Source organism: Mycobacterium bourgelatii (genome assembly GCF_010723575.1).
In the GTDB taxonomy this organism is placed as follows: domain Bacteria; phylum Actinomycetota; class Actinomycetes; order Mycobacteriales; family Mycobacteriaceae; genus Mycobacterium; species Mycobacterium bourgelatii.
In genome coordinates, this window is the sequence record NZ_BLKZ01000001.1 from 4580202 (window position 1) to 4605276 (window position 25075).

At 64.8% G+C, this 25075-nt stretch carries 25 protein-coding genes; 10 read left to right on the plus strand and 15 right to left on the minus strand.

Going from position 1 to position 25075, the window contains the following annotated elements; translation table 11 throughout:
- Nucleotides 1-18: 18 nt before the first annotated feature.
- Nucleotides 19-1230 (minus strand): amidohydrolase family protein, encoded by a 1212-nt coding sequence (locus tag G6N68_RS19640; RefSeq protein WP_163715867.1) that lies wholly within the window; start codon nucleotides 1228-1230, stop codon nucleotides 19-21.
- Nucleotides 1231-1243: 13 nt separating this feature from the next.
- The gene (locus G6N68_RS19645; protein WP_163715869.1) at nucleotides 1244-2128 is read right to left on the minus strand and encodes an enoyl-CoA hydratase; all 885 of its coding nucleotides are present in this window, start codon (nucleotides 2126-2128) and stop codon (nucleotides 1244-1246) included.
- 206 nt (nucleotides 2129-2334) lie between these two features.
- Here G6N68_RS19645 and G6N68_RS19650 point away from each other — a divergent pair, with 206 nt between their 5' ends.
- Together G6N68_RS19650 and G6N68_RS19655 are read left to right on the plus strand one after the other, a co-directional pair.
- Nucleotides 2335-3549 carry a CaiB/BaiF CoA transferase family protein gene (locus G6N68_RS19650; RefSeq protein WP_163718818.1) on the plus strand — a complete coding sequence of 405 codons (1215 nt, stop codon included), beginning with the start codon at nucleotides 2335-2337 and terminating at the stop codon, nucleotides 3547-3549.
- 111 nt (nucleotides 3550-3660) lie between these two features.
- Nucleotides 3661-5211 carry an HNH endonuclease signature motif containing protein gene (locus G6N68_RS19655; RefSeq protein WP_163718819.1) on the plus strand — a complete coding sequence of 517 codons (1551 nt, stop codon included), beginning with the start codon at nucleotides 3661-3663 and terminating at the stop codon, nucleotides 5209-5211.
- On the opposite strand, the gene G6N68_RS19660 is transcribed toward G6N68_RS19655, so the two are convergent.
- The 4 genes from G6N68_RS19660 to G6N68_RS19675 form a co-directional block, all read right to left on the minus strand.
- On the minus strand, nucleotides 5208-5369 hold the full coding sequence (locus tag G6N68_RS19660; RefSeq protein ID WP_163715872.1) for a hypothetical protein: 162 nt from the start codon (nucleotides 5367-5369) through the stop codon (nucleotides 5208-5210). The two genes, G6N68_RS19655 and G6N68_RS19660, sit on opposite strands and share 4 nt — an antisense overlap.
- Before the next feature lie 120 nt (nucleotides 5370-5489).
- Nucleotides 5490-6326 (minus strand): enoyl-CoA hydratase, encoded by an 837-nt coding sequence (locus G6N68_RS19665; RefSeq protein ID WP_163715875.1) that lies wholly within the window; start codon nucleotides 6324-6326, stop codon nucleotides 5490-5492.
- Nucleotides 6327-6338: 12 nt separating this feature from the next.
- Nucleotides 6339-6611 (minus strand): GlsB/YeaQ/YmgE family stress response membrane protein, encoded by a 273-nt coding sequence (locus G6N68_RS19670; protein ID WP_163715879.1) that lies wholly within the window; start codon nucleotides 6609-6611, stop codon nucleotides 6339-6341.
- A 12-nt stretch (nucleotides 6612-6623) separates the two neighbouring features.
- A complete protein-coding gene (locus G6N68_RS19675) occupies nucleotides 6624-7631 on the minus strand; it encodes a dihydrodipicolinate synthase family protein (protein WP_163715882.1) in 1008 nt (335 codons plus the stop codon).
- A 134-nt stretch (nucleotides 7632-7765) separates the two neighbouring features.
- Between G6N68_RS19675 and G6N68_RS19680 the strand changes: the two genes are divergently transcribed.
- The gene (locus tag G6N68_RS19680; RefSeq protein WP_163715885.1) at nucleotides 7766-8566 is read left to right on the plus strand and encodes a TetR/AcrR family transcriptional regulator; all 801 of its coding nucleotides are present in this window, start codon (nucleotides 7766-7768) and stop codon (nucleotides 8564-8566) included.
- A 5-nt stretch (nucleotides 8567-8571) separates the two neighbouring features.
- Here the strand turns inward: G6N68_RS19680 and G6N68_RS19685 are convergent, their stop codons facing one another.
- Nucleotides 8572-9477, minus strand: a complete 906-nt coding sequence (locus G6N68_RS19685) for an enoyl-CoA hydratase/isomerase family protein (RefSeq protein ID WP_163715888.1) — start codon at nucleotides 9475-9477, stop codon at nucleotides 8572-8574.
- On the minus strand, nucleotides 9474-10124 hold the full coding sequence (locus tag G6N68_RS19690) for a hotdog family protein (RefSeq protein ID WP_163715891.1): 651 nt from the start codon (nucleotides 10122-10124) through the stop codon (nucleotides 9474-9476). Before G6N68_RS19690 ends, G6N68_RS19685 begins: the two co-directional genes overlap by 4 nt.
- 129 nt (nucleotides 10125-10253) lie before the next feature.
- Between G6N68_RS19690 and G6N68_RS19695 the strand changes: the two genes are divergently transcribed.
- The 6 genes from G6N68_RS19695 to G6N68_RS19720 are packed head-to-tail and all read left to right on the plus strand — an operon-like array spanning nucleotide 10254 to nucleotide 17200.
- Nucleotides 10254-11075, plus strand: coding sequence for an enoyl-CoA hydratase/isomerase family protein (locus G6N68_RS19695; RefSeq protein WP_163718820.1), 822 nt, complete (start codon nucleotides 10254-10256; stop codon nucleotides 11073-11075).
- A gap of 2 nt (nucleotides 11076-11077) precedes the next feature.
- Nucleotides 11078-11893: an enoyl-CoA hydratase/isomerase family protein gene (locus tag G6N68_RS19700; RefSeq protein ID WP_163715893.1), complete on the plus strand. Its 816-nt coding sequence runs from the start codon at nucleotides 11078-11080 to the stop codon at nucleotides 11891-11893.
- Complete coding sequence (locus tag G6N68_RS19705; RefSeq protein ID WP_163718821.1) at nucleotides 11893-12687, plus strand: enoyl-CoA hydratase/isomerase family protein; 795 nt, start codon at nucleotides 11893-11895, stop codon at nucleotides 12685-12687. Before G6N68_RS19700 ends, G6N68_RS19705 begins: the two co-directional genes overlap by 1 nt.
- Nucleotides 12687-14162 (plus strand): class I adenylate-forming enzyme family protein, encoded by a 1476-nt coding sequence (locus G6N68_RS19710; protein WP_163715895.1) that lies wholly within the window; start codon nucleotides 12687-12689, stop codon nucleotides 14160-14162. Before G6N68_RS19705 ends, G6N68_RS19710 begins: the two co-directional genes overlap by 1 nt.
- Entirely contained in the window at nucleotides 14152-15678 is a 1527-nt protein-coding gene (locus G6N68_RS19715; RefSeq protein ID WP_163715899.1) for a class I adenylate-forming enzyme family protein, read from the plus strand. The genes G6N68_RS19710 and G6N68_RS19715 overlap by 11 nt, the downstream gene beginning before the upstream one ends.
- Entirely contained in the window at nucleotides 15671-17200 is a 1530-nt protein-coding gene (locus G6N68_RS19720) for a class I adenylate-forming enzyme family protein (protein WP_163715902.1), read from the plus strand. The genes G6N68_RS19715 and G6N68_RS19720 overlap by 8 nt, the downstream gene beginning before the upstream one ends.
- Here G6N68_RS19720 and G6N68_RS19725 read toward each other — a convergent pair.
- A complete protein-coding gene (locus G6N68_RS19725; RefSeq protein ID WP_069418855.1) occupies nucleotides 17197-17559 on the minus strand; it encodes an Rv1352/Rv1906c domain-containing protein in 363 nt (120 codons plus the stop codon). The genes G6N68_RS19720 and G6N68_RS19725 overlap by 4 nt on opposite strands.
- A gap of 124 nt (nucleotides 17560-17683) precedes the next feature.
- Nucleotides 17684-18400: a TetR/AcrR family transcriptional regulator gene (locus tag G6N68_RS19730; RefSeq protein WP_163715905.1), complete on the minus strand. Its 717-nt coding sequence runs from the start codon at nucleotides 18398-18400 to the stop codon at nucleotides 17684-17686.
- Between the two features lie 91 nt (nucleotides 18401-18491).
- Between G6N68_RS19730 and G6N68_RS19735 the strand changes: the two genes are divergently transcribed.
- Nucleotides 18492-19880: an NAD(P)/FAD-dependent oxidoreductase gene (locus tag G6N68_RS19735; protein ID WP_163715908.1), complete on the plus strand. Its 1389-nt coding sequence runs from the start codon at nucleotides 18492-18494 to the stop codon at nucleotides 19878-19880.
- 37 nt (nucleotides 19881-19917) lie between these two features.
- Here the strand turns inward: G6N68_RS19735 and G6N68_RS19740 are convergent, their stop codons facing one another.
- From G6N68_RS19740 to fabG, 5 genes are read right to left on the minus strand one after another with little or no spacing between them, the layout of a single operon-like run.
- Nucleotides 19918-20625: a GntR family transcriptional regulator gene (locus tag G6N68_RS19740; protein ID WP_163715911.1), complete on the minus strand. Its 708-nt coding sequence runs from the start codon at nucleotides 20623-20625 to the stop codon at nucleotides 19918-19920.
- 4 nt (nucleotides 20626-20629) lie between these two features.
- Nucleotides 20630-21823: an acyl-CoA dehydrogenase family protein gene (locus G6N68_RS19745; RefSeq protein WP_163715914.1), complete on the minus strand. Its 1194-nt coding sequence runs from the start codon at nucleotides 21821-21823 to the stop codon at nucleotides 20630-20632.
- Entirely contained in the window at nucleotides 21820-23028 is a 1209-nt protein-coding gene (locus tag G6N68_RS19750; protein WP_163715917.1) for a CoA transferase, read from the minus strand. The genes G6N68_RS19745 and G6N68_RS19750 overlap by 4 nt, the downstream gene beginning before the upstream one ends.
- Entirely contained in the window at nucleotides 23025-24269 is a 1245-nt protein-coding gene (locus G6N68_RS19755; protein WP_163715920.1) for an acetyl-CoA C-acetyltransferase, read from the minus strand. The genes G6N68_RS19750 and G6N68_RS19755 overlap by 4 nt, the downstream gene beginning before the upstream one ends.
- Entirely contained in the window at nucleotides 24266-25027 is a 762-nt protein-coding gene (gene fabG, locus G6N68_RS19760; RefSeq protein WP_163715922.1) for a 3-oxoacyl-ACP reductase FabG, read from the minus strand. Before fabG ends, G6N68_RS19755 begins: the two co-directional genes overlap by 4 nt.
- Nucleotides 25028-25075 lie beyond the last annotated feature (48 nt).

The window sequence follows — 25075 nt, forward strand, 5'->3', positions numbered from 1 at the left end:
AGTGACCCGAGAGACGGTCTACACCGACGCGGGGACATTCACACCGAGCAGGTCAAGTGCGTTGTCTCGCATTACCTTCCGGGTGTCCTCGGTACTGAACTCGGGGAACTGCGGGATGTCGGCGGTGAACGCCATCGGGTCGGCGAGCCCTTCGCCGTGCGGCCAGTCCGAGCCGAACAAGATCCTGTCCACGCCGATCGTCTCGGCGAGCAGCTTGACGTCGTCTTCGTAGTAGGGCGCGATCCAGACGTTGTTCTTCAGCTGCGCCACCGGATCCTCTTTGTAGTGACGTGGATTGTTGTTAGCGGACTTCTTGAGGCGCTTGATCAAGCGGTAGACGAAGTACGAGCCGTTCTCGATGCTGACGGCCTTCAACTTGGGATGCCGGGTGAAGACCTGGTGCACGATCATCGACGCCATCGTGTCGTGGATCGCCCGGTCGTCCAGCAGCACCTGATCGAGCGGATCCTTCTTGCCGAATCCTTCGAAGGTGGCCTTGCCGCCCCACAACGCGTTGATCGCCAGATAGCCACTGTCGCTGAGGTGGAAGCCCACCGGGACGCCGGCCTCGGCCAACCGTGCCCAGACCGGGTCATGCAGGGGATCTCCCAGCGAGCGCGGCTTGGCGCTACCGGGTACCGGAGCCGGGCGGACCAGGACCAGCTTGGCGCCGCGGCCAAGTACGAACTCGACCTCCTCGACGGCCTTTTCGGGGTCGGCGAGCGAGATGATCGGTGCCGAGATGATCCGGTTGTCCGGCCGATTGAAGCCCCAGTCCTCATCGAGCCAGAGGTTGAATGCGTGCACCGAGGCCATCGTCGCGTCGATGTCGTGCTTGAGCGCCTCTTCGACCCCGCAGGCGAACGTGGGCAGCATGAACACCGTCTCGAGGTTCTGGGTGTCCATCACCTTCACTCGGGCGTCCCGGTTCTGGTACTCGGGGTGATTCGCGAGCCGGTCAACTTTCATCAGCGACGCCGGGTCCACACCCTCGGGAATCTCGCCGCGGAACAACAGGTCCAGGCACCCCGGCTCGATGATCGGGTCGAACGTCGGGTTCGGGATGAACTGGTTGATCTGCCCGCCGATTACCGCCCAGGTGCGCTTGTCGTCGCGCAGCATCTGCACACCGCGCCGTTTGAACTCCTTCGGCAGGTACCGGGTGAAGGCGTCGATCGGCTCGTAGTAGTGGTTGTCGACGTCAATCGCCCGGTAGTCCAGCGTGTTCATGGGGGACGTCCTCTCAATCGTGAGCCGTCTGAGCTGTCTCGGCTGTCAGGGGCGGGAAGTTCGGCGGGCGCTTTTCAAAAAAGGCCGTGATGCCCTCGATGAAATCGGGGCGCGTCATCGATTCGTGCATCAGCTGCTCGGCCTTGTTGCTGGTCTCGACAATCGGGAGGCCGGCGTCAGCGTAGAGCTGCCGCTTCATCACAGCCAGCGAGCTGGGGGCACAGTTTCGGGCGATGTCGTCAGCGTAGGCCAGCGCGCGATCCAACAGCTGCTCGCGCGCCACCACCTCCTTGACCAAACCGAGTTCGGCGGCTTCCTCAGCCAGAAACGTGCGGCCGGACAGCAGCAGGTCGGTCGCCGCGCCCCAGCCGATGAGTCGCGGCAGGATCCAGGAGATGCCGTACTCGGCGACCAGTCCGCGCCGAGCGAACGCGGTGGTGAATTTCGCACCCGCAGCGGCGAAACGGACATCGGCCATCAACGCCAACGAAAGCCCGATGCCGGCAACCGACCCGTTGATTGCCACGATGACCGGCTTGAGCAGTTGAGTCAGGAAATAGGGATGCTTTTCGGCGACCAGTGCACCGACATCGGTCTTGCTGGCCGACTCCACCGTCGTCGACGAGATCGAATTCAGACCGCCCATGTCCGCGCCCGCACAGAATGCCCGCCCGTTGCCGGTCAGCACGATGACGCGAACGGCGGGGTCGGCTTCCGCAGCTTCGAAGTAGCGGTAGAACGCCGACATCATCGGCTGACCCCACGCGTTCATCCGCTCCGGCTGGTTGAGGGTGACCACCGCCACGCCCGACTCGGTGATCTCGTAGAGCACCGGCTCTCGATCGCGCTCGCGCGATGCGGTCGAGCGCTCGGCGACCGCGCTGCCGTCGGTGCTCATCGGACCCGTCCTTCCTGGGCTGACCACGCAAGCGTGGCCGTAGTTAGTTCATACTGTATACCTATCGGTACTGCTTTCTGCAAAGAGGGCCAGGTTGCTTGCCTCGGTGGGAAGCCCCTGATGAGACCGGCTGTTAGGCACCATTTCCCGCCCTGGCGCGGGTAACGTTCGACGTGACACGACGGGAGGCAGTAATGGTTCAGGTGATGGCGGGCTTCCGGGTCCTCGAGGTTGCACAGTTCACCTTCGTCCCGGCCGCCGGAGCGATCCTGGCAGACTGGGGCGCCGACGTCATCAAGGTCGAGCACCCGTTGCGCGGCGACACCCAGCGCGGGTTCCTCAACATGGGAGGGATCCAGGTCGACCCCGACCGGCATCCGTTGATGGAGCACCCCAACCGCGGCAAACGCAGCGTCGGAATCGACGTCTCTACCCCCGGTGGTCAGGAGGTGCTCTACGAACTGGCCAAGTCCTCCGACGTTTTCCTTACCAATTACCTGCCGTCCCAACGACAGAAGAACAAGTTCGATGTCGAGCACATCCGCGCGGCGAACCCGAACATCGTCTACGCCCGCGGGTCGGCGTACGGCGACAAAGGCCCGGAACGCAACACGGGCGGCTACGACGGGACGGCCTTCTGGACCCGCAGCGGCATCGGATATGCGCTGACTCCGGAGGAACTGGGCGGCGCACTGGGACAAGGCATTCCCGCCTTCGGCGACTCCATCGGCGGCATGTTCATCGCCGGCGGAATCTCGGCGGCGCTGCTGCATCGCGAGCGCACCGGTGAAGCCGTCGAGCTTGACGTGTCGCTGCTGAGCACCGCCTGGTGGGCGGCGGGGGCGAGCGTCACCCAGGGCATGGAGACCGGCGAGGTGATGCGCACACACATGCCGGGCTCGCTGGCTCCATCGGTTAATCCCTTCATGGGCAACTACGAAACGTCCGACGGCGGCACGATCAACCTGTGCATCATCAGCCCCACCGGACTGATCCGCGATACGTTCGAGCACCTCGGCATCCCCGAGGCGGCCGACGATCCTCGGTTCTCCGATGTGCTGCCGCTGATTCAGAACGCGGACGCGGCCAGTGAACTGATTAGGAAGGCGTTCGCTGCCAAGCCATTTGAGTACTGGCGCCAGCATCTGAAAACCCTTAAAGGGCAATGGGCTCCGTTCCAGAGCCTCATCGACTTGGCCAGCGACGAACAGGCGCTCGCCAACGACATGATCGCCGAAGTCGAGGTGGCCAGCGGCGGCCCACCGTTCAAGGTCGTGCGCGGACCCGTCCAGTTCAACCACGAACCGCTGCAGACGACCAGGGCTCCGCAAGCCTCAGAGCACACCGAGATTGTGCTGATGGAGCTTGGGATGGATTGGGACCGCATCGCCGAACTCAAGGATTCCGGCGCCATTGCGTAGCTGGAGTCGTTGAAAGACGCACTGCCACAGCGCCAGTCGGGTGCGGATCGTGTCCATCATCTTGTCGTACCCCCCTGGCATGATCAAACCATGTCCGACTCCCAGTTGTCGATGTTCGACGATCCGCGGCCGGCGACGTTGACCGAGCGGGTGGTGCCGCAAGAGGCGTTGGCGTGGCTGGATGAGAGTTTGGTGCGTCGGGAGGCGTTGCTGTCCACGACCGCGGAGACCACGAAGTGGCTGGATCGGGTGCGCGCGGCCGCGCGGGTGGAGAATCAGGCCGCGGCCGCGCAGTTGGTGGCGATTGGGGAGTTGTTCGCTCAACGGTTCGCTGATTGTGGGTGTGATGAGGACTGGGCCATTGATGCGATGGCCGCGGTCGCTGCGGAGGTGGGGGCGGGGCTGCGGATCAGTCGGGGGCTGGCTTTGAGCCGGCTGCACTATGCGCGGGTGATGCGTGAGCGCCTGCCCAAGACCGGGGAGGTGTTTGGTGCCGGGGACATCGACTTCCGCGCGTTCATCACGATCGCCTATCACACTGATGCGATCGAGGACCCGGAGATCCTGGCCCGCGTCGATGAGTTGATCGCCGCCAATATCAGCCGCTGGCCGTCACTGACCAGGGGTCGGTTGGCCGCGCAGGTGGACAAGATCGTGGCCGGCCAGGACCGCGATGCGCTGCGCCGGCGCGACCAGCAGCACACGGATCGGCAGGTGTGGATCGGCGGGGACCAGGACGGCATCTCGCGCATCGAGGGGTTCTTCCTGACCCCCGACGCCCACGCCCTGGACAAGCGGCTGTCGGCGTTGGCGGGCACGGTGTGTGCGCATGATCCGCGTAGTCGGGAGCAGCGCCGCGCCGATGCGTTGGGGGCATTGGCGGCCGGGGCGGACCGGCTGGTGTGTCACTGCCAACGCGCCGATTGCACCGCTGGTGGGAGGAAGCCGGCCTCGCCGGTGGTCATCCACGTCATCGCCGAACAAGCCACCCTGCAGGGCGCCGGCACCACCCCGGCCTGCGAGGTCCGCGCCGACGGGCTGATCACCCCTGAACTGGTGGCTGAGTTGGCTCACACCGCGACCGTGGTGCCGTTGGCTCATCCCGGCGACACCGCGCCGGAACCGCATTATCGGCCGTCGGCGGGGTTGGCGGATTTCCTCAAGTGCCGGGATCTGACGTGTCGGTGGCCGGGGTGTGAGGTGTCGGCCTGGGACTGCCAGCTCGATCACACCATCCCGTACGCGCAGGGTGGTCCCACGCATGCGGGGAACATGAAGTGTTACTGCACTTTTCATCATTTGGTGAAGACGTTTGTCGGGTGGACCGAACAACAGCTGGCTGACGGCACCCTGATCCTGACCTCCCCGAACGGGGACACCCACGTCACCACCCCGGGCAGCGCGTTGCTGTTCCCCAGCCTGTGCCGCGCGGTCGGGGGTATGCCTCGTCTCAAGGTCAAGGGCACCGAGGACTACTGCGGGCAGCGCGCCGCGATGATGCCCCGCCGGCGCCGCACCCGCGCCCAAGACCGCGCAGCACGGATCAAGGCCGAACGTAAACGCAACCGCGAAGCCCGCGCCAAGATCCGCATCTTCAGCATGACCGGCGAACTCGAACAAGGCCCACCGCTGGACCCCGACGACGAACCACCACCGTTCTAGCGGCGGCGTCGTAAGACTTTCATCTGCAGGCGCTGCACCACGGCCATCGCCTGCTCACCGCGGCTACCCGGAGCGGGAAGCATGCCGAGTTGACGCATGACATCGGCCATGTCGACCACTAGCCGTATCCGGCTGACCAGGCCGTCACGCAATTCCACGATCTCTCGTACGTCAAATTCGACGTATTTGCCCGTCGGTGCCAAGCCCGGCGGATCCAGCGGTCCCTATGGGTGCCTCTCCCAAGCCAATTGACGGTTTGCGCAAAGTCGCGATTGGCTCTAGGTCGCGGATGGCGGAAGCGGCGGGAACTGCGGGCGACGCTTCTCTAAGAAGCTCACGATTCCTTCGACGACGTCGGGCCGCGGCAGGGCCTCCCACATCAGCGCCGCGGCATCCGCGGTGGCCGTCTTCATATCACGACTGGTGTCGGCGTATGCCTGTCGTTTGATCACTGAAAGCGCTACGGGAGAACAATTCTGGGCGATGTCCTCGGCGTACTCCAGGACCCGCGCCATCAAGTTCTCCGGCGCCACGACCTCCTTGACCAAACCTAGCTCGGCGGCCTCCTCGGCAAGAAATGTGCGGCCGCTGATCAAGAGGTCCATGGCCACGCCCCAGCCGGTCAGGCGCGGCAGTATCCAGGAGACACCAAATTCGGCGATCAATCCGCGGCGCGAAAACACCGCGCCAAACTTCGCCCCCGCCGCGGCAAACCGAATGTCGCACAACAACGCCTGGGTCAGACCGATGCCCACACAGGCACCGTTGATCGCGGCAATCACAGGCTTTCGCAACTGTGTCAAGAAGTGCGGAGGACGCTCGCCGACGAGTTCCGCCAGGGGCTTTCCACCGGCCTGCTCGACATTTTCCCCGACAGCCGGGGACGAACCGGACGCGCCGAGGTAGGCACCCGCGCAGAATCCGCGACCCCGGCCCGTGAGCACGATCACGCGAATAGCCGGGTCTTCCTCGGCGCGATCGATCGCGGCGTAGAACGCCAGCGCCATGTCGGGTCCCCAGGCATTGAGTCGCTCCGGGCGATTGAGGGTGACAATGGCGATGCCGCTGGCGGTGGCCTCATAGAGGACCGCGTCGTCAGAGTCGGCAGCGCTCATCAGGACAGGACCCTATCGGCGAGCGCGTCCGCGCGTCGTCAGCTTGACTAGGCCCAACAGAATTATCGATCCCAACAGGCAGGTCAGGAACGAGAACAGCAACCCGCCGTCGGCCACATCTATGCCGAAGCTGTGCAGCAGGAACCCACCGACAAACCCGCCGACGATACCGACGACGATACTGAGAACGAGACCCATTCGCGCTTCGGCGCCCATGATCTTGCTGCCGACCCAGCCGGCCAGGCCGCCGATGACGATCCAGCCGAGGACACCCAGCGGGAGCATTTGCCATCCTTCCTAAGAATCAACAAGTCCCATCCGACGATAGGCGTTCCTGATCTGAGTCTTGGCTTCATCAGGCAGTTCCACCTGCGGGGGACGCGAATGGGGGTACGAACCTATCGGTAGACCGAGCACCGACGCCGCGTACTTGAAAGCACCACCCCAATGGGTGAAGTAGTCCGGCCGTCCGGGATAACACGTGAACCATGGTCCGAGGTCCGATTCGAGTTGGTCCAAACCCGAATCGCGCCCGAAGTCCATCGCTTCGATCAGCTTGTCGGCCAGGATCAGATCCCAGTACTCGGACAGCAGCGGGCGCTGCGGAGTCTCGAACAAATAGCCCGAGGTGCCCAATTGCGCTGGGCAGACGATGCCCTCGCGCAGCCATCCAGCACGGTAGACCGTCTTGTCGCACTCCCATATCACCAAGCCGGGCGCGAGTTGATGCAGCATGCGACTGCTCTGCGGCCGGAACGCACCCTCCTTGGTGGCGCACACCGCGGGCACTTCGGCGTAGATGCGGGCACCGTCAGCGGCGGTCAACACGTAGCCCGATGACGGCGAATTGAACATGCCCAATGCGATATCCGTGCGTGCGGCAATGTACTTGAAGAATCGCAGCACGCCTTCGCCGCCGTGCGCCTCCATCATCGGGGATTGGATGTAGGCGATGTCCGCACCCGATTCCTGTGCGTGCAGCGTCAACTCCAAGCAGTCCTTCGCGGTCATCGCCGCGGTGCAGGCTTGGATTATCACGTTCGGGTTCGCGGCACGCCCTACTTCAATCGCGACTTCCAGCAGGCGCTTTCGCTCATCGATGGTTAGCGCCCAGAACTCCGCGAGGCCACTGGTGCACCACAGCATCGGGTGCTTGAGTTCGGCGACGCAGTAGTGCACCAACGTCCGGTAAGCCTCCCAGTCGATATCATCGCCGTCGGTGCCACAGAATGGCGTGTAGAGCGAGTCACCGATGCCTCGTAGCGCACCGCGCGCCCATACCCGGGCCTCAGCCGCAGTCGCCATGACAATCTCCTCTGGGACGGCTAGCCGGATTTATCAAAAAGCCTACGATAGGTATTACAGTAGCAGGACGACGAAACACACAAAATGGCTTTAGCGGCCCCAGCCGCATGGCGCGTATGCGCAGGTTGGAACCTATGGAGGTGCCCGTAGTGGCGAAGCAGGCAACCGCCGAGAAGCGTCAGCGACGCGAGCGCGGGTCCATCAATCCCGACGACATCATCACGGGCGCCTTCGAACTTGCCGAGGAAGTATCGATCGACAACCTGAGCATGCCGCTGCTGGGCAAGCATCTCGGGGTCGGAGTCACAAGCATCTACTGGTACTTCCGCAAAAAGGACGACCTGCTCAACGCGATGACCGACCGCGCCCTGAGCAAGTACGTGTTCGCCACGCCGTACGTTGAAGCCAGCGACTGGCGCGAAACCCTACGGAACCATGCCTATTCGATGCGTGACACGTTCATGGGCAACCCAATTCTGTGCGACTTGATCCTTATTCGTTCGGCGTTGAGCCCGAAGGCGGCGCGGTTGGGCGCGCAAGAGATGGAGCGCGCGATCGCGAATCTGGTGGAGGCGGGATTGTCCCCCGAGGACGCCTTCGACACCTACTCGGCGGTGTCCGTACACGTGCGCGGTTCGGTGGTTCTGCACCGCCTCAGCGAGAAGAACAAGTCGGCCGACAGTGGTCCGCGCGACATCGAAGATGCCATGGCGATCGATCCGCAGACCACTCCGCTCATCGCGCAGGTGAGCAGGAGGGGCCACCGCATCGCAACTCCGGATGACAGCAACTTCGAGTACGGGCTCAATTGCATCCTGGACCACGCGAGCAGATTGATCGAAGAGAATTCGAAAGCCAAGTCGACGTCCTCCCGGCGGAAGGCGACCAAAGCGACCAAGGCGACCAAGTCGACTGCTGCCCGGCCCAAAGCCTAGTCACGTTAAGGGGCTTCGGGCTCCGGAACGTGAAAGTACTCGTCGCGCAACCGGAATGCCTCCTTGGTGCCATGCTGTGCCCGCGTCTTGACGAAGTTGAATTCGCCGGGCGCGAACTGCAGATTGGTGCCGTAGGCGTGGAATAGGTAGCTTGCGACTTCCTCGCCTTGGTAGGCCTGGCTCTGCTCGACGAGGCGGAACGCTTCCTTGGCGATGACGACACCGTCGGCCGGCATCTTGGCGGCTTTCTCGGCCCAGTATCTCGCGCGCGCTGCCACCGATCCGGGATCGCAAGTGTCCGTGAACATTCCGAGATGTTCCACGTCGCCGGCTTCGATGATGTCACCGGTGAGAAGCAGCCGCCGGGCCAGGACCGGGCCCAGGCGATGGAAAAACATGTGCAGGCTGCCCAGCGCAGGTCCAAGGAAACGCGTTGCGGGCATGCCGATCTTGGTGTCGCGCGCGATGACCGAGATGTCGGTCATCAGCGCCATCTCAAAGCCGCCGCCGAGCGCGTAGCCCGCTATCTCCCCCACCGTCACCTTCGGGAAACCCATGAGATTGTGGTAGAAGCTGAATGACTTGCGGTCCACGGCAAGTCGCCGGCGCTGACTGGGGCGGCGCTTTTCGGCCGGTGCATCTTTGTCGCCGTACCAGCCGTAGGCGTTGTTCATGTCGGCACCGGTGCTGAAAACCCCGTCGACGCCACGCAGTAGCACCACGGTGAGGTCGTCGTCGTCGGCCACCCGATCAAGGCAGCGCGCGATGGCCCCACGCATGGCGGCGTCGTAGGAATTGCGCTGCTTGGGGTTGTTGAAGGTGACGGTGGCGATGCGCCGCTCACGGTCGACGTCGAACAGCACCCGTTCGTCTGAAGTCTCTGTGTTCTCTGAAGTGTTCCGGGCGGTCATGTGTCAGACTCCTCACGCCGACTGGCGAATTGGGAAGTGATGAGCTTGTCGGGCCGCGACGCCAGGGTGTTGACCTCACCAATGCAGAGCACTTCGTCGTCGCGGAGCAGGCGGGCAGTGGACGTGATCCCCCGTTCGGCCTGCGCCCGCACGATGTCGAAGCGCAACTCCGTCAGCAGCGGCGTCGGCCGCCGGAATGTCAAGTTGAGTGAGCGGGTCTTTCCGGCCAGTCCGACGACGCAACTCTGGTGCTGGATGACGCAGTCGAAGAAAACCCCGATGAAGCCACCGTGCACCAATCCCGGCGGACCTTCGTACACCAACGGGAATGTCACGCGACCGGAGGCGTTCTCCGCGTCGATGTGGTCGAACCGGTACTCCGGAAAACAGGGATTGTAGGCGCCGATGTCGGTCGCATGGTCGAGATAGATGCGCCGGGTATCACCGGACTCCGGGCCGATTCGCGGTGCGAGATCCGGAGGTGCGGCCGCGGCGAGTTCACGCTCCCAACCGGCGAACTGGGCCAGCATGGTGTCCACCAGTGGGTGCGGGTGTTCCAGTGCGAGCAGCAGCGAGCTCAGCCGGCGGATGGCACCGGCGGCGGCGACGGTCTGGGCCAGCGGCGCTTCCCCGAACTTTGGCGCCATACGGCCCTTCTCCTTCGGTTTCACCCGCTTGTTCCGTCGGTCACGTTTCCTTGCTAACTTATACAGGGTAGCAATCGTATTGCCTACTGTATGGGTAACCATAACGGCGGAGAAAGGCCGATTTCGATAGTGAGTCACGAGGCCGACTCGGCCGACGCCGAAGGTTCGGTGACAACGCAGCGAGACGACGCGATATTGCGAGTCACTCTCGATCGACCCGCTCGGCGTAATTCGTTGAACAAGACAATGATTGAGACCTTCGTCGATCTGCTGGTCCGGGCCGGCAGCGACGATTCGTTGCGGGCGATTCACATCCGCGGAGCTGGAGACGACTTCTGCGCGGGGTCCGACTGGGTCGCCGCCAACAGCCCGGGCGGACAACGCCCCCGTACGGGCGACCTGGTGCGCAGGGTTCCCCACGCCGCCCACCGCGTGATCGAGCTCGTGCACAGCATCCAACTGCCCGTGGTGTGTAGCGTCCAGGGCTGGGCCGTGGGACTGGGTTGCAATCTGGCCTTGGCCGCAGATTTCACCATCGCCGCCACGGACGCGGTGTTCTGGGAACCGTTCATCGCCCGCGGCTTCAGCCCCGACTCGGGCTCCACCTGGCTACTCCCCCGGCTCGTCGGTGTGGCACGCGCCAAGCGCATGCTGTTGCTCGGTGAAAAGGTCAGTGCCACCGACGCCGCCGACTGGGGGTTGATCCACCAGGCCGTGGACGCCGGCGAGCTGGAGCAGTCAACGGAGGAATTGCTGACGAGGTTGGCGTCCGGACCCACGGTAGCGATCGGATTGGCCAAGCAAGCCTTGGAATTCGGCCAGCAGGCGACGCTGAGCCAGGCCATGACACAGGAGCTGTTCAACTTGGAGCTATCTTGCCGGACAAAGGATTTCAAGGAAGGCCTGGAAGCCTTTCGACAACGACGCCCACCCAAGTTCGAAGGCCGATGAGCATGACTTCTCAGACCAGCTTCGACACCATCACCTACGACGTTGATGGCCACACCGCCACCATCACGCTCAACCGTCCGGAAGCCCTCAACGCGCTCAGCCCGCACATGATCGCCGAGCTGCGCGCCGCCTACCACGAGGCCGAGAACGACGACCAGGTGTGGCTCACCATCGTGACCGGCACCGGACGCGCGTTCTGCACCGGCGCCGACGTGAAGGAAATTCCCGAAGACGGCAAGGTGATTTACGAACGGCCCTACCTGTCGACGTACGACCAGTGGGAGGCACCGCAGGAGGGCACGCCGCCGTTTCGCACCATGGCCAAGCCGGTGATCACCGCTGTCAACGGATTGTGTTGCGGCGCGGGCATGGACTGGGTCACCACGTCGGACATCGTCATCGCATCGGAGCAGGCGACCTTCTTCGATCCGCATGTGAGCATCGGACTGGTTGCCGGACGCGAGTTGGTGCGGGTGTCCAGGGTGTTACCGCGCTCGATCGCGCTGCGAATGGCGTTGATGGGCAAGCACGAGCGGATGAGCGCCCAGCGCGCTTATGATCTCGGACTGATCAGCGAGATCGTCGAGCACGATCGTCTGCTGGATCGGGCTCGTGAGATCGCCGATATCGTCAATTCCAATGCGCCGCTGGCCGTCCGGGGCACCAGGCTGGCAATTATCAAGGGCCTGAACGTACCGCTGCACGAAGCCGAGATAATGGCCGAGACGTTCCGCGAGCGGGTGCTGCGCACCGAGGACGCGCAAGAAGGTCCGAAGGCGTTCGTGGAGAAGCGGAAACCGAATTGGCAGTGCCGGTGATGTTCGAAACCATCCTGCTCGACATCGATGCCGCCACCCATGTCGCCACGATCACGCTGAATCGCCCCGAGCAGCTCAACGCGTTCAACCGCACCATGTGCGAGGAGATGGCCGAGGCATGGCGCATGGTCAAGCTCGACGATGACGTGCACGCGGTGGTGCTCCGATCCGCCGGGGACCGCGCCTTCAGCGCTGGGCTTGACATCAAGACCTCTTACGGCCAGCCCGAAAACATCTGGAATCACGAGGATCCCGGCGAGTTGTTGAGCCCCAAGTGGCAGAAGATGTGGAAGCCGGTGGTGTGCGCGGTCCAGGGCATGTGCACGGCCGGCGCGTTCTACTTCATCAACGAGTCCGATGTGGTCATCTGCTCAACGGACGCCACGTTTTTCGACTCGCACGTCTCGGCGGGTCTGGTCTGCGCGCTCGAGCCGATCGGGCTGATGCGCCGGGTCGGGTTAGGCGACACACTGCGCATGGCACTGATGGGCAACGACGAGCGGGTCGGTGCCGAGACCGCCCTCCGGATCGGGTTGGTTACCGAAGTCGTTGAACGGGAGCAGTTGTGGGCACGCGCCCACGAAATCGCGTCGACCATAGCGGCCAAGCCGCCGTCAGCGACGCAAGGCAGCGTCAAGGCGATCTGGGAGTCACTGGACAAGCCCTACCGCGCGGCCCTGGAGCAGGGCCTGATCTACACCCGACTGGGCAACCCGCGCGGCACTGCGGAACTGGCCGCGCAACGCGAATCCGGCGGTGGCGAGCGTCCCGCAGGCGAACCGAAGATCCGGTGATGCACCCACTGAGCCGGCGCATTGCCGATGTACTGGATCTGGAGCCCGACGCACCCGCAATCGAGTACGACGGACATTGGCTGTCGTGGCACCAAATCAGCGTGGCAGCCCGGTGCATCAGCTCGCTGGCCGGCCAAGCGCACGTCGGCATGCTGCTGCGCAATCGGCCTGGCCACGTGGCGGCGTTTTTCGGCGTGCTGCTGGGCGCCGGCACAGTGGTCACCATCAACCCATCACGAGGCGACGACCGGACCAGGGCCGATATCGCCGAGCTGCAACTGCCGTTCATCCTCGGCGATACCGACGATCTGAGCACACTGGTCGATGAGGCGGCCAGCACTGTCGCGGTGTCGATTTCGGACATCTTCGACTGGGCCGACGATCCGCCGATACGGGACCCGGGCGTCGCGGGCGTCGCGGTGCGGATGCTGACCAGCGGGACCACCGGGCCACCCAAGCGGGTCGACCTGAGTTACGACATGCTCGCGCGCAGCGTAATGGGGCCCGAACCCGACCGCGCACCCACCCCCACGCAATTGCGGCGCGGCGTCGCGATCGTCAACTCACCGTTGGTGCACATCGGCGGTGTCTTCCGGGTACTGCAGTGCGTCGCCGAGGCGAGATCCTTTGTGCTGCTGGATCGTTTCGAGCTCACCGCCTGGACCGATGCGGTGCGCAAGCACCGCCCACGCACCGTGTCACTGGTGCCCGCGGCATTGCGCACGGTGCTGCACGCCGATCTGCCGCGCGCCGACCTGGACAGCATCGTTGCCGTCACCTGCGGTACCGCGCCCCTGTCGGCCGACGACGCCGACGCATTTTTCGAGAAGTACGGCATCCCGGTCCTGACGTCCTACGCGGCAACCGAATTCGGTGGTGGTGTGGCCAGCTGGACACTGGCCGACCACGAGCAGTTCTGGCGGGACAAGCGTGGCAGCGTCGGCCGGGCCAACCCCGGTTCGGAGCTCCGGGTGGTGGACGACGACGGCGATCCGCTCGGGCCGGACCAGGTCGGCCTGCTGGAGGTCAAGCCCGGGCAGCTGGGACCGGCGGCTCAGTGGATGCAGACCACCGACATGGCCCGCATTGACGCGGACGGCTTTGTCTGGATCGTCGGCCGCGCCGACCAGGCGATCATCCGCGGCGGGTTCAAGGTGATGCCCGACGACGTTCGCGTCGCACTCGAGGGCCACCCGGCGGTGGCCGGGGCCGCCGTGGTGGGTCGGTCTGACGAACGGCTCGGCGAAACCCCGGTCGCGATGGTGGAGCTACGTGCGGCCACTTCCACCGACGCCAACACCGACGCCGACACCGACGCCGCCGCCCTGGTCGAATACCTTCGAACCCGCCTGGCCGGCTACGAGATTCCCACCGAGATCGCGATTGTCGATGCCATCCCCCGAACCCCGTCCGGTAAACCGGATTTGAGCGCCATCCGGAGCTATTTCAGTGCTTCCCCGGACCATGCCGAGTGAACTCTGCACCGTCGGCGAAGTCCTGCGACACCAGGCCGTCGCGCGAGCGCAGCACCCCTTGCTGGTGTGCGACGACGACCGGCTCACCTACGCCGAGGCCGAGCGTCGCTCCGCAGAGCTTGCCCATGGGCTGATCTGGCTCGGAGCAGGCAAGGGAACCCATGTCGGGGTGCTCTACCCGAACGGCAGCGACTTCGTCATCGCAATGCTGGCGGCGGCGCGGATAGGCGCGGTGGTCGTCCCATTCTCTACCTTCGCCACTTCCCGCGAACTGGGCGAACAGCTGCTCGACAGCGATGTGACGATCCTGTTGACCGCCACCGCGTTTAGATCCCACGACTACCGACAGCGCCTGGCCGAGGTGCTAGGGCCCTTCGACGACGATGAACGGTTGCTCCGTACCGCCGCCCCGCAATTACGCCACGTAGTCACCAGTGCGGCGGCGCTTTCTCACGTCGCAGAAACCGTGGAGCCCAGCCTGTTGCGGGCGATGGAGGACGATGTCGACGGCGCCGACATAGTCGCCATCGTCTACACCTCGGGGTCCACCAGCGCACCCAAGGGCGTGGTGCACACGCACGGCGCGTTGTTGCGGCACCAACGAAACCTCAACGAGATTCGCGGTTTGTCGGCCACCGATCGCCTCTTCTGCAATTCGCCGTTCTTTTGGATCGGCGGATTTGCCTTCGGCCTGCTCGCCACGCTGGTCGCCGGTTCCACCCTGGTTTGCTCCAACAGCACCGACCCGGGCAAGACGCTCGACCTACTCGAGGCCGAAAAGCCCACCGTCACCAACGGTTTCGCGGCGGGAATCGCACACTTGGCTGAGCACCCCAGCTTCGCCACACGCGACCTGTCGTCGATGCGTCGGGGCAACCTCTATCCGATCATGGCGCCGGACGCACGGCCCGCGGATCCGGAGCTGCGACACAGCATGCTGGGACTGACCGAGGCGGGCAGCGTCGTGCTCATCAGCGAGGACGAGTCTGACCAACCCGGATCGCGGCGCGGCTCGTTCGGTAAACCGGCGCCGGGGTTCGAGACGATGATCGTCGATGGCGAGCTCTGTATCCGCGGTCCGTTCGTCATGCAGCGGTACTACAAGCGCAGTCGCGAAGAATGTTTCGACGCCGACGGCTGGTTCCATACCGGTGATCTGGTGCGAGCCGACGCCGACGGATTCATGTATTTCCTGGGCCGCCGCGCGGGAATGATCAAGACGGCGGGTGCCAACGTGTCAGCGGCCGAGGTCGAGCGAGCCATCGCAAAACTGGGGATGACCGCACACGTCGTCGGCATCCCGGACGCCCAACGGGGTCAGCTGGTGGCCGCGGTCATCGCCTTACCGGATGGTGCCACCGACGTTGACGAAACCGCGTTGCGCGAGGGGCTGAAAGCAGAGCTGTCGGCCTACAAGATCCCGAAGCGATTCATCGCCGTGCCGCGCGCCGAGATACCGCTGTTGTCCAGCGGCAAGGTTGACCTCCAACGACTGAAGAAGTTGTTCGATGTGTGACACCATTGACCGCCTGGTCCGGTGCCAGGCCGAACGCCATGCTTCGAAGCCGATGGTGATCGATGCTGAATCGCGGATCGGCTACGACGAACTCCTTTCCAGTACAACGGATTTAGGCGCGACATTCATAGAGGCCGGCGTGGGCAAGGGCACCCGGGTGGGGCTGATCATGCCCAACTGCGTGCAATGGGTACAGGTCGCCATAGCACTGACACGCATCGGGGCGGTGCTCGTCCCGTTGAGCACGCTGCTGCGCCCCGGCGAGCTGGCGGCGCAACTCCGAACGGCCGCCGTGCAGTTCCTGGTGAGCGTCGAGGAGTTTCGCGGGCACCGCTACCTCGACGATCTCCGGTCGGTGTCGCCACTGGAACTGCCTGCGCTACACGAAATTTGGCCTGTGGAGCGACTCTTTCAAGAGTCTGCCGGCACTCAGGCTCGCCGAATGGTCGACGCCATGTCCGCGACGGTCACCGCGTCGGACACGCTGACCATCGTCTTCACCTCGGGCAGCAGCGGGACGCCCAAGGGAGTGATCCACTCGCACGGCAGCGCTTTGGGTGCGGCGCAATCAAGCCTGGACGCGCGCCGCATTGACGCCGAGACCCGGTTGTATCTGACCATGCCGTTCTTCTGGGTCGGCGGCTTGGGCAGCGGCATCGTGTCCACGCTGCTGGCCGGGGCCACCCTGATCACTGAGCAGCTGCCGCGCCCCGAAACCACCCTGCGCCTGTTGGAAAGGGAGCAGGTCACCATGTTCCGCGGCTGGCCGGATCAGGCCGAAGCACTGGCGCGTCACCCCGATATCGGCGCCGTCGACCTCTCCGCACTGCGGCCGGGCAGCCTGGAAGCGCTGCTGCCTCCCGAGCTGCGGGCCGAGCCCGGCGCCCGCGCCAACCTGTTCGGCATGACCGAAACTTTCGGGCCCTACTGCGGCTACGCCGCCGACACGGACATGCCGGCATCAGCCTGGGGAAGCTGCGGAAAGCCGTTCCCCGGCATGGAAGTTCGGATTGTCCATACCGACACCGGTGAACCGGTTCCGGCCGGAACGGTCGGCATGATTCAGCTGCGCGGCCCGCACACCCTGCGCGGCATCTGCCGACGCAGCCGCGAAGATGTCTTCACACCCGACGGCTTCTACCCCACCGGCGACCTCGGTCGGCTCGACGAGGACGGCTTTCTGTTCTATCACGGCCGCTGCGACGACATGTTCAAAGTCAGCGGCGCCACCGTCTATCCCAGCGAGGTCGAGCGGGCGCTGCGCACCATCGACGGCGTCGAAAAGGCCTTTGCCACCAACGTTCCCGGCACTGGCGGCGGCTGGCGAGTGGGTGCGGCGGTCGTGGGCCGCGGGCTCACCGCCGATCAGTTGCGCGCAGCGGCGCGCGAGCTGTTGAGCGCGTTCAAGGTGCCAACGGTGTGGCTGCTCTTCGAGTCCGACGACGAGGTCCCCCGCGGCGCCACCGGCAAGGTGGACATCCGGCGACTGCGGGAAATGTTGATCGAAGCGAACCAGCCTTAGGGAACCCGTTCCCAGGGTTCGCAATTCACTGACTCGAACGCCTTCACCGACGTGTTGATGTTCGCGAACATGGGACCGATGGACATGTTCGTCTGCAGCACGTGCTCCTTGTTGGCATCGGGCGTGCTGTAGGTGAACCACGCGCACATCGAATCCTGGGTCGGCACATTGTTGATCCAGACTCCGATGACCGATGCCGACCCTGCCGTGCGGTAGAGGCCCGGTGCAATGTCAGTGCCGACGACAAAGACACCGTTTCCCGGGATCGGGTCCAGTAGCTCGGCAACCGCGGGCGGGGCCAGCGCGACGGCCGACACACACGCCACCAGTGCGGCGGTACCACGAGAAACCCGCTTCATGCGCATATCGGCAGCGTATGCCCAAACGCGCCCCAGCAACAACAAATGCCCCTGCCGACGGCTAGGTCAGGAATGGGCTGCGTATCGGCGGGATGATCTGGTTGCCGGTGACGCGGCCGGTGCGTCACTTGATGCGCGGCAGTGGGACGCGGTCGTTGACCTCGCCATTCTCGTCCCGAAGTGAAGGGCTGGCTATTCCTTCGCGCAGCAACCAGCGGGCCAGTTCCAGCGTTTCGGCGATCTCCGACTCGGACAGTCGCAACCCCTCGGGTTGCAAGCGAAGTGCGATCACGCCGTTCCATGCACCCCAGAGGAATCGAGTCAGGCGCATCGAATCGACGGGTCGCGCCTCCCCCGCCGCAATCGCTTCGTCGATCTGGGCTGCGAACCGACGCAGCAGTTCGCCGACCTTGTCACGGATCGCGGCCTCGGGTCCGTCCTCACCGGAAAACGGTGTCGTGCCGGGATTTCGGTAGGCCAGGAAGTGGAACGCCCCCGGGTGGTCCAGGTGGAACCGCAGGTAGGCATCACCGCCGGCCAGCACCCGCTGCAACGGCGTCAACGTCGGATCTTCGCTGCGCGTCATGTATTCGGCGAAGAACTTCAGCGATCGATCGACCAGATGCAGGTAGACACCGCGTTTTCCGTCAAAGTGGGTGTAGATCGACCCGACGGAGACGTCGGCGGTCTCGGCGATCTCCTCGATCCGCGCGCCGTCATAACCTTCGCGGCTGAACACCACTTCGGCGGCATCCAGGATCAACGCGCGCGTCCGGGCACGCCTGCGCTCGCCGCGGGCCGCCGCGCCGCTGGTGCTCGCGGGTGTACTGCTACCGGACACCCAGTCAGGATAGGCCGGGGAGCATATTAGAAGTCAATTCATAAATTGAACGCTATTGCAAAACACTCGCTGGTTTGGCATCCTCACCCCTATGCACGAGCGCACCGACGTCGTGATTGTCGGAAGCCGCTGCGCGGGCGCGGCCGCTGCCATCGCCTTCGCGCGTCGCGGTCGCAAGGTCATCGCCCTCGACGGCGCGTCGTTTCCGTCGGACACCCTGTCGACCCATCTGTTCTTCCCAAACCACTGGGAAGAACTTGGGCTACTAGGCGCCCGCGACCGGGTGCTGGAACTCGGCGCACCGCTGCACACCCGCGCCGGCCTCGCATCCCCCGGGGTAGAGGTCGTCGGAAACTTCAGTGACGCCAACGGGTTTGCCGCGGGCAGCTGCGTTCGCCGACCGGGACTCGATCTCGCGCTCGTACAGACCGCCCGCGCGGCGGGCGCCGAGGTTCGCGAACGCACGCGGGTCACGGATCTGGTCGTCGAACCGGACGGCCGGGTTACCGGGGTCCGTTACCGTCAGCGCGACGGCGGCGAGGGCACCATCACCGCGAAACTGGTGGTAGGCGCCGACGGTAGGCGCTCCACCGTCGCCCGGTTGGTGGGCACCACCGAGCACCACCGCTGGGACAACCAGCGCATGATGGCCTACGCGTACTACGAAGACGCCCACGAGGACCTACGAAACCTGGCCATGCAATGGCGCTACGACGATGACCTTGTCACCGTATTCCCCTGCGATGGCGGCCAATTGGTGGCGCTGCTGATGCCGCCGGTCGGCCGTGCCGAGGAGTTCCGACGCGACGCCGAGGCCGCCTTTCTCGACACGGTTCGTCGAATCCCGCCGTTCTCCTCCCGGCTACGCGACTGCAGCCGCGTCAGCAAAATCCTGATTTCGTACAGCCACCCGTCGTACTTCCGGCACTCGCACGGTCCAGGGTGGGCGTTGGCCGGGGATGCCGGCCACTTCAAGGATCCGGTGACCGCCCAAGGGATTCGGGACGCACTGAGGTTCGGTCGGCTCCTGGGTGAGACGGTCGCGGCCCACCTCGATGAGCCCGAAGCGCTGGATGCGGCCGTGGCAAGGTGGGAACTTGACCGCGACGAACAATGCCTGCCCATGTACCAGTGGGCAAACCAGCTCGGCCGCGCCGACACCGTCTCGCCGATCGAAGATGCCGCCTACCGCTGGTTCGCCAGCCAACCCGACGGGCCGACACAGATTTTGGACGTCTTCTCCCGAAACCGGTTGGCCACCGAGGTTTTCACTCCGAGCCGATTGGTCCGCTGGGTCTGGACGGCCGCGCGCGACCCAGGGGTCGACCGCAGACTTCTGCTACGCACGCTCGGCCGAGATGTGCGACGCGAAGTGGACCGGATGATCGAGCAGCGCATGTTCAACCGGCGTCGCGCCGCATCGGCGAAGAGGTTCGCCGCAGAACGCCGGGTCTTCACGCCTGACGTTCAGCGAGTGTGAAAAATCCCGCGCGGGGTGCTTTGGCGGCCAGCCGAGGCTACGAATGCCCTCCCTGCGGCACCGATGGGAGTTCGCCATCGCCGATCACCCCACGTTCGACGAGGTGGTCGATCAACGGAATCGCGCTGACCGCAAAGTGTTCCGACATGGCCGCGCGGGCCAGCTTCTCGTCGCGCTTCTTCAGCGCGGCCAACACTCGTCGATGATCTCTGACCGCTTGGGCGGGCCAATGCTCGACGCTGGGAAACACCGATTCGGGCGCGTACCGGGTGATCTGCGCCATCAGCTGAGCCAGCTTGGGCGAGTTCGCGGCGATGTTGATGGCCCGGTGAAACTCGTGGTTGAGCCGAACCGCCTGCTCGTCATCGTCGTTGGCATAGGCCTTTTCCAGCTGCGCCTGAATCTTTTCCAGCTCGGCGAGTTGGCCGTCGGTGATACAGGTCGCGGCGCGGGCGGCAAGTTCCCCGCCCACGTGTGCCTGCACATTGGCGACGTCGGCAAGGTCACGCTGCGTCAGCGGCAGCACGACGAAGCCGCGGCGCGGCTGCTGGGCAACCAATCCTTCGGCGCGCAGGGCAAACAACGCCTCACGCACGGGGGTCACACTGATGCCCAATTCTGCGGCCAGCTGATCAAGTCGCACGTACTGACCCGCGGCGTAGGTACCGTCGAAGATTCTCTTGCGGACAAATTTCGCGACGTCCTCGGAAAGCTGCGGCCGCGCCCCGAAATCCGGAATTGTCATCGGCTTACACCCGGTACTCGTCCAGCAGGCGCTTGCTGATGATCTGCTTCTGAATCTCGCTGGTCCCTTCACCTATCAGCAGGAAGGGCGCATCGCGCATCAGGCGCTCGATCTCGTATTCCTTGGAGTAGCCGTAACCGCCGTGGATCCGGAAGCTCTGCTGGGTTACCTCCGAGCAGAACTCGCTGGCAAGGTATTTCGCCATGCCGGCGGCCACATCGTTGCGTTCGCCGGAGTCCTTGAGCCGGGCGGCGTTCACCATCATCAGGTGTGCGGCTTCGACTTTGGTGGCCATCTCGGCCAACTGGAACGCGATCGCCTGGTGCTCGGCGATCGGCTTGCCGAATGTTTGCCGCTGCTGGGCGTACTTGACTGCCAGTTCGAAGGCGCGGATGCCGATGCCGCAGGCCCGTGCGGACACGTTGACCCGGCCGACCTCGATACCGTCCATCATCTGGAAGAACCCCTGGCCGGGTTTGCCGCCGAGGATGTCGTCGGCGCTGGCCCCGTAGCCGTCGAAGATGAGTTCGGTGGTGTCGATGCCCTTGTAACCCAGCTTGTCGATTTTCCCGGGGATGATCAGGCCCGGCACCACTTCGCCGAAGCCGGTGGGCTTTTCGACCAGGAATGCGGTGAGATTGCGGTGTGGCTTGTCCGCCCCCTCGTCGGTTCGCACCAAAACCGCCACCAATGTCGAACTGCCGCCGTTGGTGAGCCACATCTTCTGGCCGTCGATGGTGTAGGTGCCGTCGGGGTTGCGGGTGGCTCTGGTGCGGATCGCGGCAACGTCGGAGCCCAGTTCGGGTTCGGACATCGAGAATGCGCCGCGGGTCTCGCCGGTGGCCATTCGCGGCAGGAAGCGTCGCTTCTGCTCGTCCGTGCCGTGCTGACGCAGCATGTAAGCCACGATGAAATGGGTGTTGAGCACACCCGACACGCTCATCCACCCGCGCGCCAATTCCTCGACGCACAGTGCGTAGGTGAGCAGCGACTCGCCTAGCCCGCCGTATTCCTCGGGGATCATCAGGCCGAACAGTCCCATGTCCCGCAGCCCATCGACGATCGCCTGCGGATAGGTGTCGGTGCGCTCCAATTCCGGCGCGTTGGGAATGATTTCCTTGTCGACGAATTGCCGTACCGTCGAGACGATTTCGGCCTGGACATCGGTGAGGCCGAGCGTCTGGGCGAGTCTGGTCATGGGGTGCCTCCCCCTATCGTCTTCGCGCTGGTCAGGCGCTCGATATCGGCGGTCGTCAGGTTCAGGTTCTCGGTGAGCACGGCGGCGGTGTCCGCCCCGAGCGCCGGCGCGGCCGTACTGCCGTAGCGCACGCCGTCGAACGTCGCCGGCAGGGCGGGGGCCAGGTAGTCACCGACACCCGGCTGGTGCAGTTGGGAAAATAGCGGATTGTCAATGACTTTCGGGCCTTCGGCCACCTCGGCGAAGGTTCGGTACCGCTCCCACAACACCGTGCTGCCCGACAGGCTCGCGGCGATCTCGTCGGCGGTGTGGTCGGCGAACCAGGTGCCGAACAGACCCGACAGGACGTCGCGGTAGCGGTAACGGTCACCCTCCGAAGTGAAGTCGGCGCCCAGCGCCTCGGCCAGTGCCGTCACGGCCGGACCAGTGCCCGTTACGTCGACCAGATCGCGCAGGTGGCGCTTGGTCAACAGGACGACCATGAACCGCGCCCCGTCCTTGCTGACGAAGTCCTGGCCGTACTGGCCGTAGATGGCGTTGCCCAGACGCTCGCGTTGCGTCCCGGTCACCTGGGGTTCTGTCAACAGGCCCAGGTTGCCCGCGGTCGCCAATGCGACGTCCTCCAGTGCGATGCTGACCTGCGCTCCGACACCGGACTTGTCCCGGCGGTGGACCGCGGCGAGGACGGCGAGTGCCGCATAGAGACCGCAGCTGACGTCCCAGGCGGGCAAGACGTGGTTGATCGGACCGGCATGGTCCGCCGGCCCGGTGACGAGCGGATAGCCGAGCCCCGCGTTCACGGTGTAGTCCACCCCGGTGGACCCGTCACCCTTGCCCAGCAACTGGACGTGAATGACGTCGGGCCGCTTGACAGCCAGGAGTTCGTGACTCAGCCACGGCAGCACCGCATTGGTGACGACGATGCCGTCGCCCTCCACCACCAGCCGCTGGATCAGCTCCTGGCCTTCGGTCGAGCGCAGATCGATTGTCGCCGAGCGCTTTCCCTTGTTCAGGCCGGTCCAATAGATCGAAGTGCCGTCATCAGACAGCGGCCACCGCTGCGTGTCCGCCGCGCCGCCGATCGGGTCGACCCGAATCACCTGCGCTCCCAATTGATTCAGCGTCATGCCGCACAGCGGGGCGGCGACGAAGCTGGACAGCTCGACGACCGTGATTCCGCTCAGCGGCAGCGCGGAACCCGTCACGCCGACCCGACCCGCTCGAACACTGCTGCCAAACCTTGCCCGCCGCCGATGCACATGGTCTCCAGCCCGTAGCGTGCCTGGCGGCGGTTCAGTTCACGCGCCAGCGTGGCCAGCATCCTGCCCCCGGTCGCTCCCACCGGGTGGCCCAGCGAGATTCCCGAGCCGAGCACGTTGGTTCGATCATGATCGGCGGCACCGAAATTCCACTCCCGCATCACGGCCAAGGCTTGCGCGGCGAAGGCTTCGTTGAGCTCGATGAGGTCGATGTCGCTGAGTTGCAGACCGGCCTTGGCCAACGCAACCTCGGTCGCCGGCACCGGCCCGATTCCCATGATGTTGGGAGCGACGCCGGCCTGGCCCCACGACACCAGCCGGACCAACGGCGTCAGACCGTACTCGGCGGCCTTCTCCGGGGTGGTCACCACGCACATGGATGCCGCGTCGTTCTGTCCGCTCGCGTTGCCGGCGGTGACGGTGGCCTCGGGATCTTGCTTCACCAGAACGGGTTTGAGCTTGCGCAGCGATTCGAGCGTGGTGTCGGCGCGTGGGTGTTCGTCGGTGTCGATGAGTTCTTCGCCGTGGCGGGTGCGCACCGTCACCGGGATGATCTCGTCGGCTAAGAGGCCGTCTTTTTGCGCCGCCACCGCGCGCTGGTGGGAGCGCACCGCGAGCTCGTCCTGCTCCTGACGGGAAATGCCGTACTGACGGCGTAGGTTTTCGGCGGTTTCCAGCATGCCGCCGGGTACCGGGTAGTGGCGACCCCCGGCGGTGGTGCGACCGCGCGCCAGGCCGTCGTGCACCTGCACACCCGAACGTGCTCCACCCCAACGCATGTCGGTGGAGTAAAAGGCGACGTTGCTCATGCTTTCGCAGCCGCCGGCGATCACGAGATCGTTGTCGCCGGATGCGACCTGCAGGGACGCCTGAATGACAGCCTGCAGGCCAGAGCCGCAGCGCCGGTCGACCTGCATGCCGGGGACGGTCACCGGCAGACCGGCATCCAACGCAACCACCCGGCCGATCGCCGGCGCATCGCTGTTCGGATAGCAGTGACCCAGGATCACATCCTGCACCGCGTCCGGCGCCAGCCCGGTGCGCTCCAGCAGTCCCTTGAGTGCAGTGACGCCGAGGTCGACGGCACTGAGCGACTTGAACATTCCGCCGTAGCGGCCAATCGGCGTCCGCACCGGCTCGCAGATGACAGCTTCCCGCCGGGCAGACGTACGAGCGCTGCTGGTCATAGGTGTCGTCCGCCGGTGATTTCCAGGACGGTGCCGGTCATGTACGAGGACATGTCCGAGGCCAGGAACAGCGCGACGCTTGCCACCTCGCTGGGTTCACCGGCGCGGCCCATCGGAACCTCGGCCACCTTGGAATCCCAGATGCGTTGCGGCATGGCTTCGGTCATGGCGGAGCGGATCAATCCGGGAGCAATCGCATTCACTCGGACACCCAGGTACGCAAGCTCTTTGGCGGCGGCCTTGGTCATTCCGACGATGCCGGCCTTGGCTGCCGAGTAGTTGGTCTGTCCGATCATGCCGACCTTGCCCGAGATGGACGACATGTTGATGATTACGCCGCGCTTTTGCTCGCGCATGACCGCGGCGGCCAACCTCGTGCCGTTCCACGTGCCCTTGAGGTGCACGTTGATGACCTGGTCGAACTGCTCTTCGGTCATCTTGCGCATGGTCGCATCGCGGGTGATGCCCGCGTTGTTGACCATGATGTCCAGGGCACCGAACCGATCGATTGCGGTCTGAATGAGGGTCTGAACGTCGTCGGCCTGCGTCACATCGCAGCGCACCGCCAACGCGACGTCGTCGCCGCCGAGTTGCTTTGCCGCCACCTGGGTCGCTTCGAGGTTCACGTCGCCGAGCACCACCCGTGCCCCCTCGGCAATGAACCGCTCCGCGATGGCGAATCCCAGACCTTGCGCGCCTCCGGTAATGACCGCGCTCTGACCGCTTAACAACGACACCTGAATACGCCTCCCGTTCATGGCCCGAGCGGGCCCCGTCGGGCCAATATCATATTTCATATAGGATCT

What these genes read in the sequence shown, in the direction of transcription:
- G6N68_RS19640 (WP_163715867.1), bottom strand. Translation starts at nt 1,230, where the DNA reads ATGAACACGCTGGACTACCGGGCGATTGACGTCGACAACCACTACTAC.
- G6N68_RS19645 (WP_163715869.1), bottom strand. Translation starts at nt 2,128, where the DNA reads ATGAGCACCGACGGCAGCGCGGTCGCCGAGCGCTCGACCGCATCGCGC.
- G6N68_RS19650 (WP_163718818.1), top strand. Translation starts at nt 2,335, where the DNA reads ATGGCGGGCTTCCGGGTCCTCGAGGTTGCACAGTTCACCTTCGTCCCG.
- G6N68_RS19655 (WP_163718819.1), top strand. Translation starts at nt 3,661, where the DNA reads ATGTTCGACGATCCGCGGCCGGCGACGTTGACCGAGCGGGTGGTGCCG.
- G6N68_RS19665 (WP_163715875.1), bottom strand. Translation starts at nt 6,326, where the DNA reads ATGAGCGCTGCCGACTCTGACGACGCGGTCCTCTATGAGGCCACCGCC.
- G6N68_RS19670 (WP_163715879.1), bottom strand. Translation starts at nt 6,611, where the DNA reads ATGCTCCCGCTGGGTGTCCTCGGCTGGATCGTCATCGGCGGCCTGGCC.
- G6N68_RS19675 (WP_163715882.1), bottom strand. Translation starts at nt 7,631, where the DNA reads ATGGCGACTGCGGCTGAGGCCCGGGTATGGGCGCGCGGTGCGCTACGA.
- G6N68_RS19680 (WP_163715885.1), top strand. Translation starts at nt 7,766, where the DNA reads ATGGAGGTGCCCGTAGTGGCGAAGCAGGCAACCGCCGAGAAGCGTCAG.
- G6N68_RS19685 (WP_163715888.1), bottom strand. Translation starts at nt 9,477, where the DNA reads ATGACCGCCCGGAACACTTCAGAGAACACAGAGACTTCAGACGAACGG.
- G6N68_RS19690 (WP_163715891.1), bottom strand. Translation starts at nt 10,124, where the DNA reads ATGGCGCCAAAGTTCGGGGAAGCGCCGCTGGCCCAGACCGTCGCCGCC.
- G6N68_RS19700 (WP_163715893.1), top strand. Translation starts at nt 11,078, where the DNA reads ATGACTTCTCAGACCAGCTTCGACACCATCACCTACGACGTTGATGGC.
- G6N68_RS19705 (WP_163718821.1), top strand. Translation starts at nt 11,893, where the DNA reads ATGTTCGAAACCATCCTGCTCGACATCGATGCCGCCACCCATGTCGCC.
- G6N68_RS19710 (WP_163715895.1), top strand. Translation starts at nt 12,687, where the DNA reads ATGCACCCACTGAGCCGGCGCATTGCCGATGTACTGGATCTGGAGCCC.
- G6N68_RS19715 (WP_163715899.1), top strand. Translation starts at nt 14,152, where the DNA reads ATGCCGAGTGAACTCTGCACCGTCGGCGAAGTCCTGCGACACCAGGCC.
- G6N68_RS19720 (WP_163715902.1), top strand. Translation starts at nt 15,671, where the DNA reads ATGTGTGACACCATTGACCGCCTGGTCCGGTGCCAGGCCGAACGCCAT.
- G6N68_RS19725 (WP_069418855.1), bottom strand. Translation starts at nt 17,559, where the DNA reads ATGAAGCGGGTTTCTCGTGGTACCGCCGCACTGGTGGCGTGTGTGTCG.
- G6N68_RS19735 (WP_163715908.1), top strand. Translation starts at nt 18,492, where the DNA reads ATGCACGAGCGCACCGACGTCGTGATTGTCGGAAGCCGCTGCGCGGGC.
- G6N68_RS19740 (WP_163715911.1), bottom strand. Translation starts at nt 20,625, where the DNA reads ATGACAATTCCGGATTTCGGGGCGCGGCCGCAGCTTTCCGAGGACGTC.
- G6N68_RS19745 (WP_163715914.1), bottom strand. Translation starts at nt 21,823, where the DNA reads ATGACCAGACTCGCCCAGACGCTCGGCCTCACCGATGTCCAGGCCGAA.
- G6N68_RS19755 (WP_163715920.1), bottom strand. Translation starts at nt 24,269, where the DNA reads ATGACCAGCAGCGCTCGTACGTCTGCCCGGCGGGAAGCTGTCATCTGC.
- fabG (WP_163715922.1), bottom strand. Translation starts at nt 25,027, where the DNA reads ATGAACGGGAGGCGTATTCAGGTGTCGTTGTTAAGCGGTCAGAGCGCG.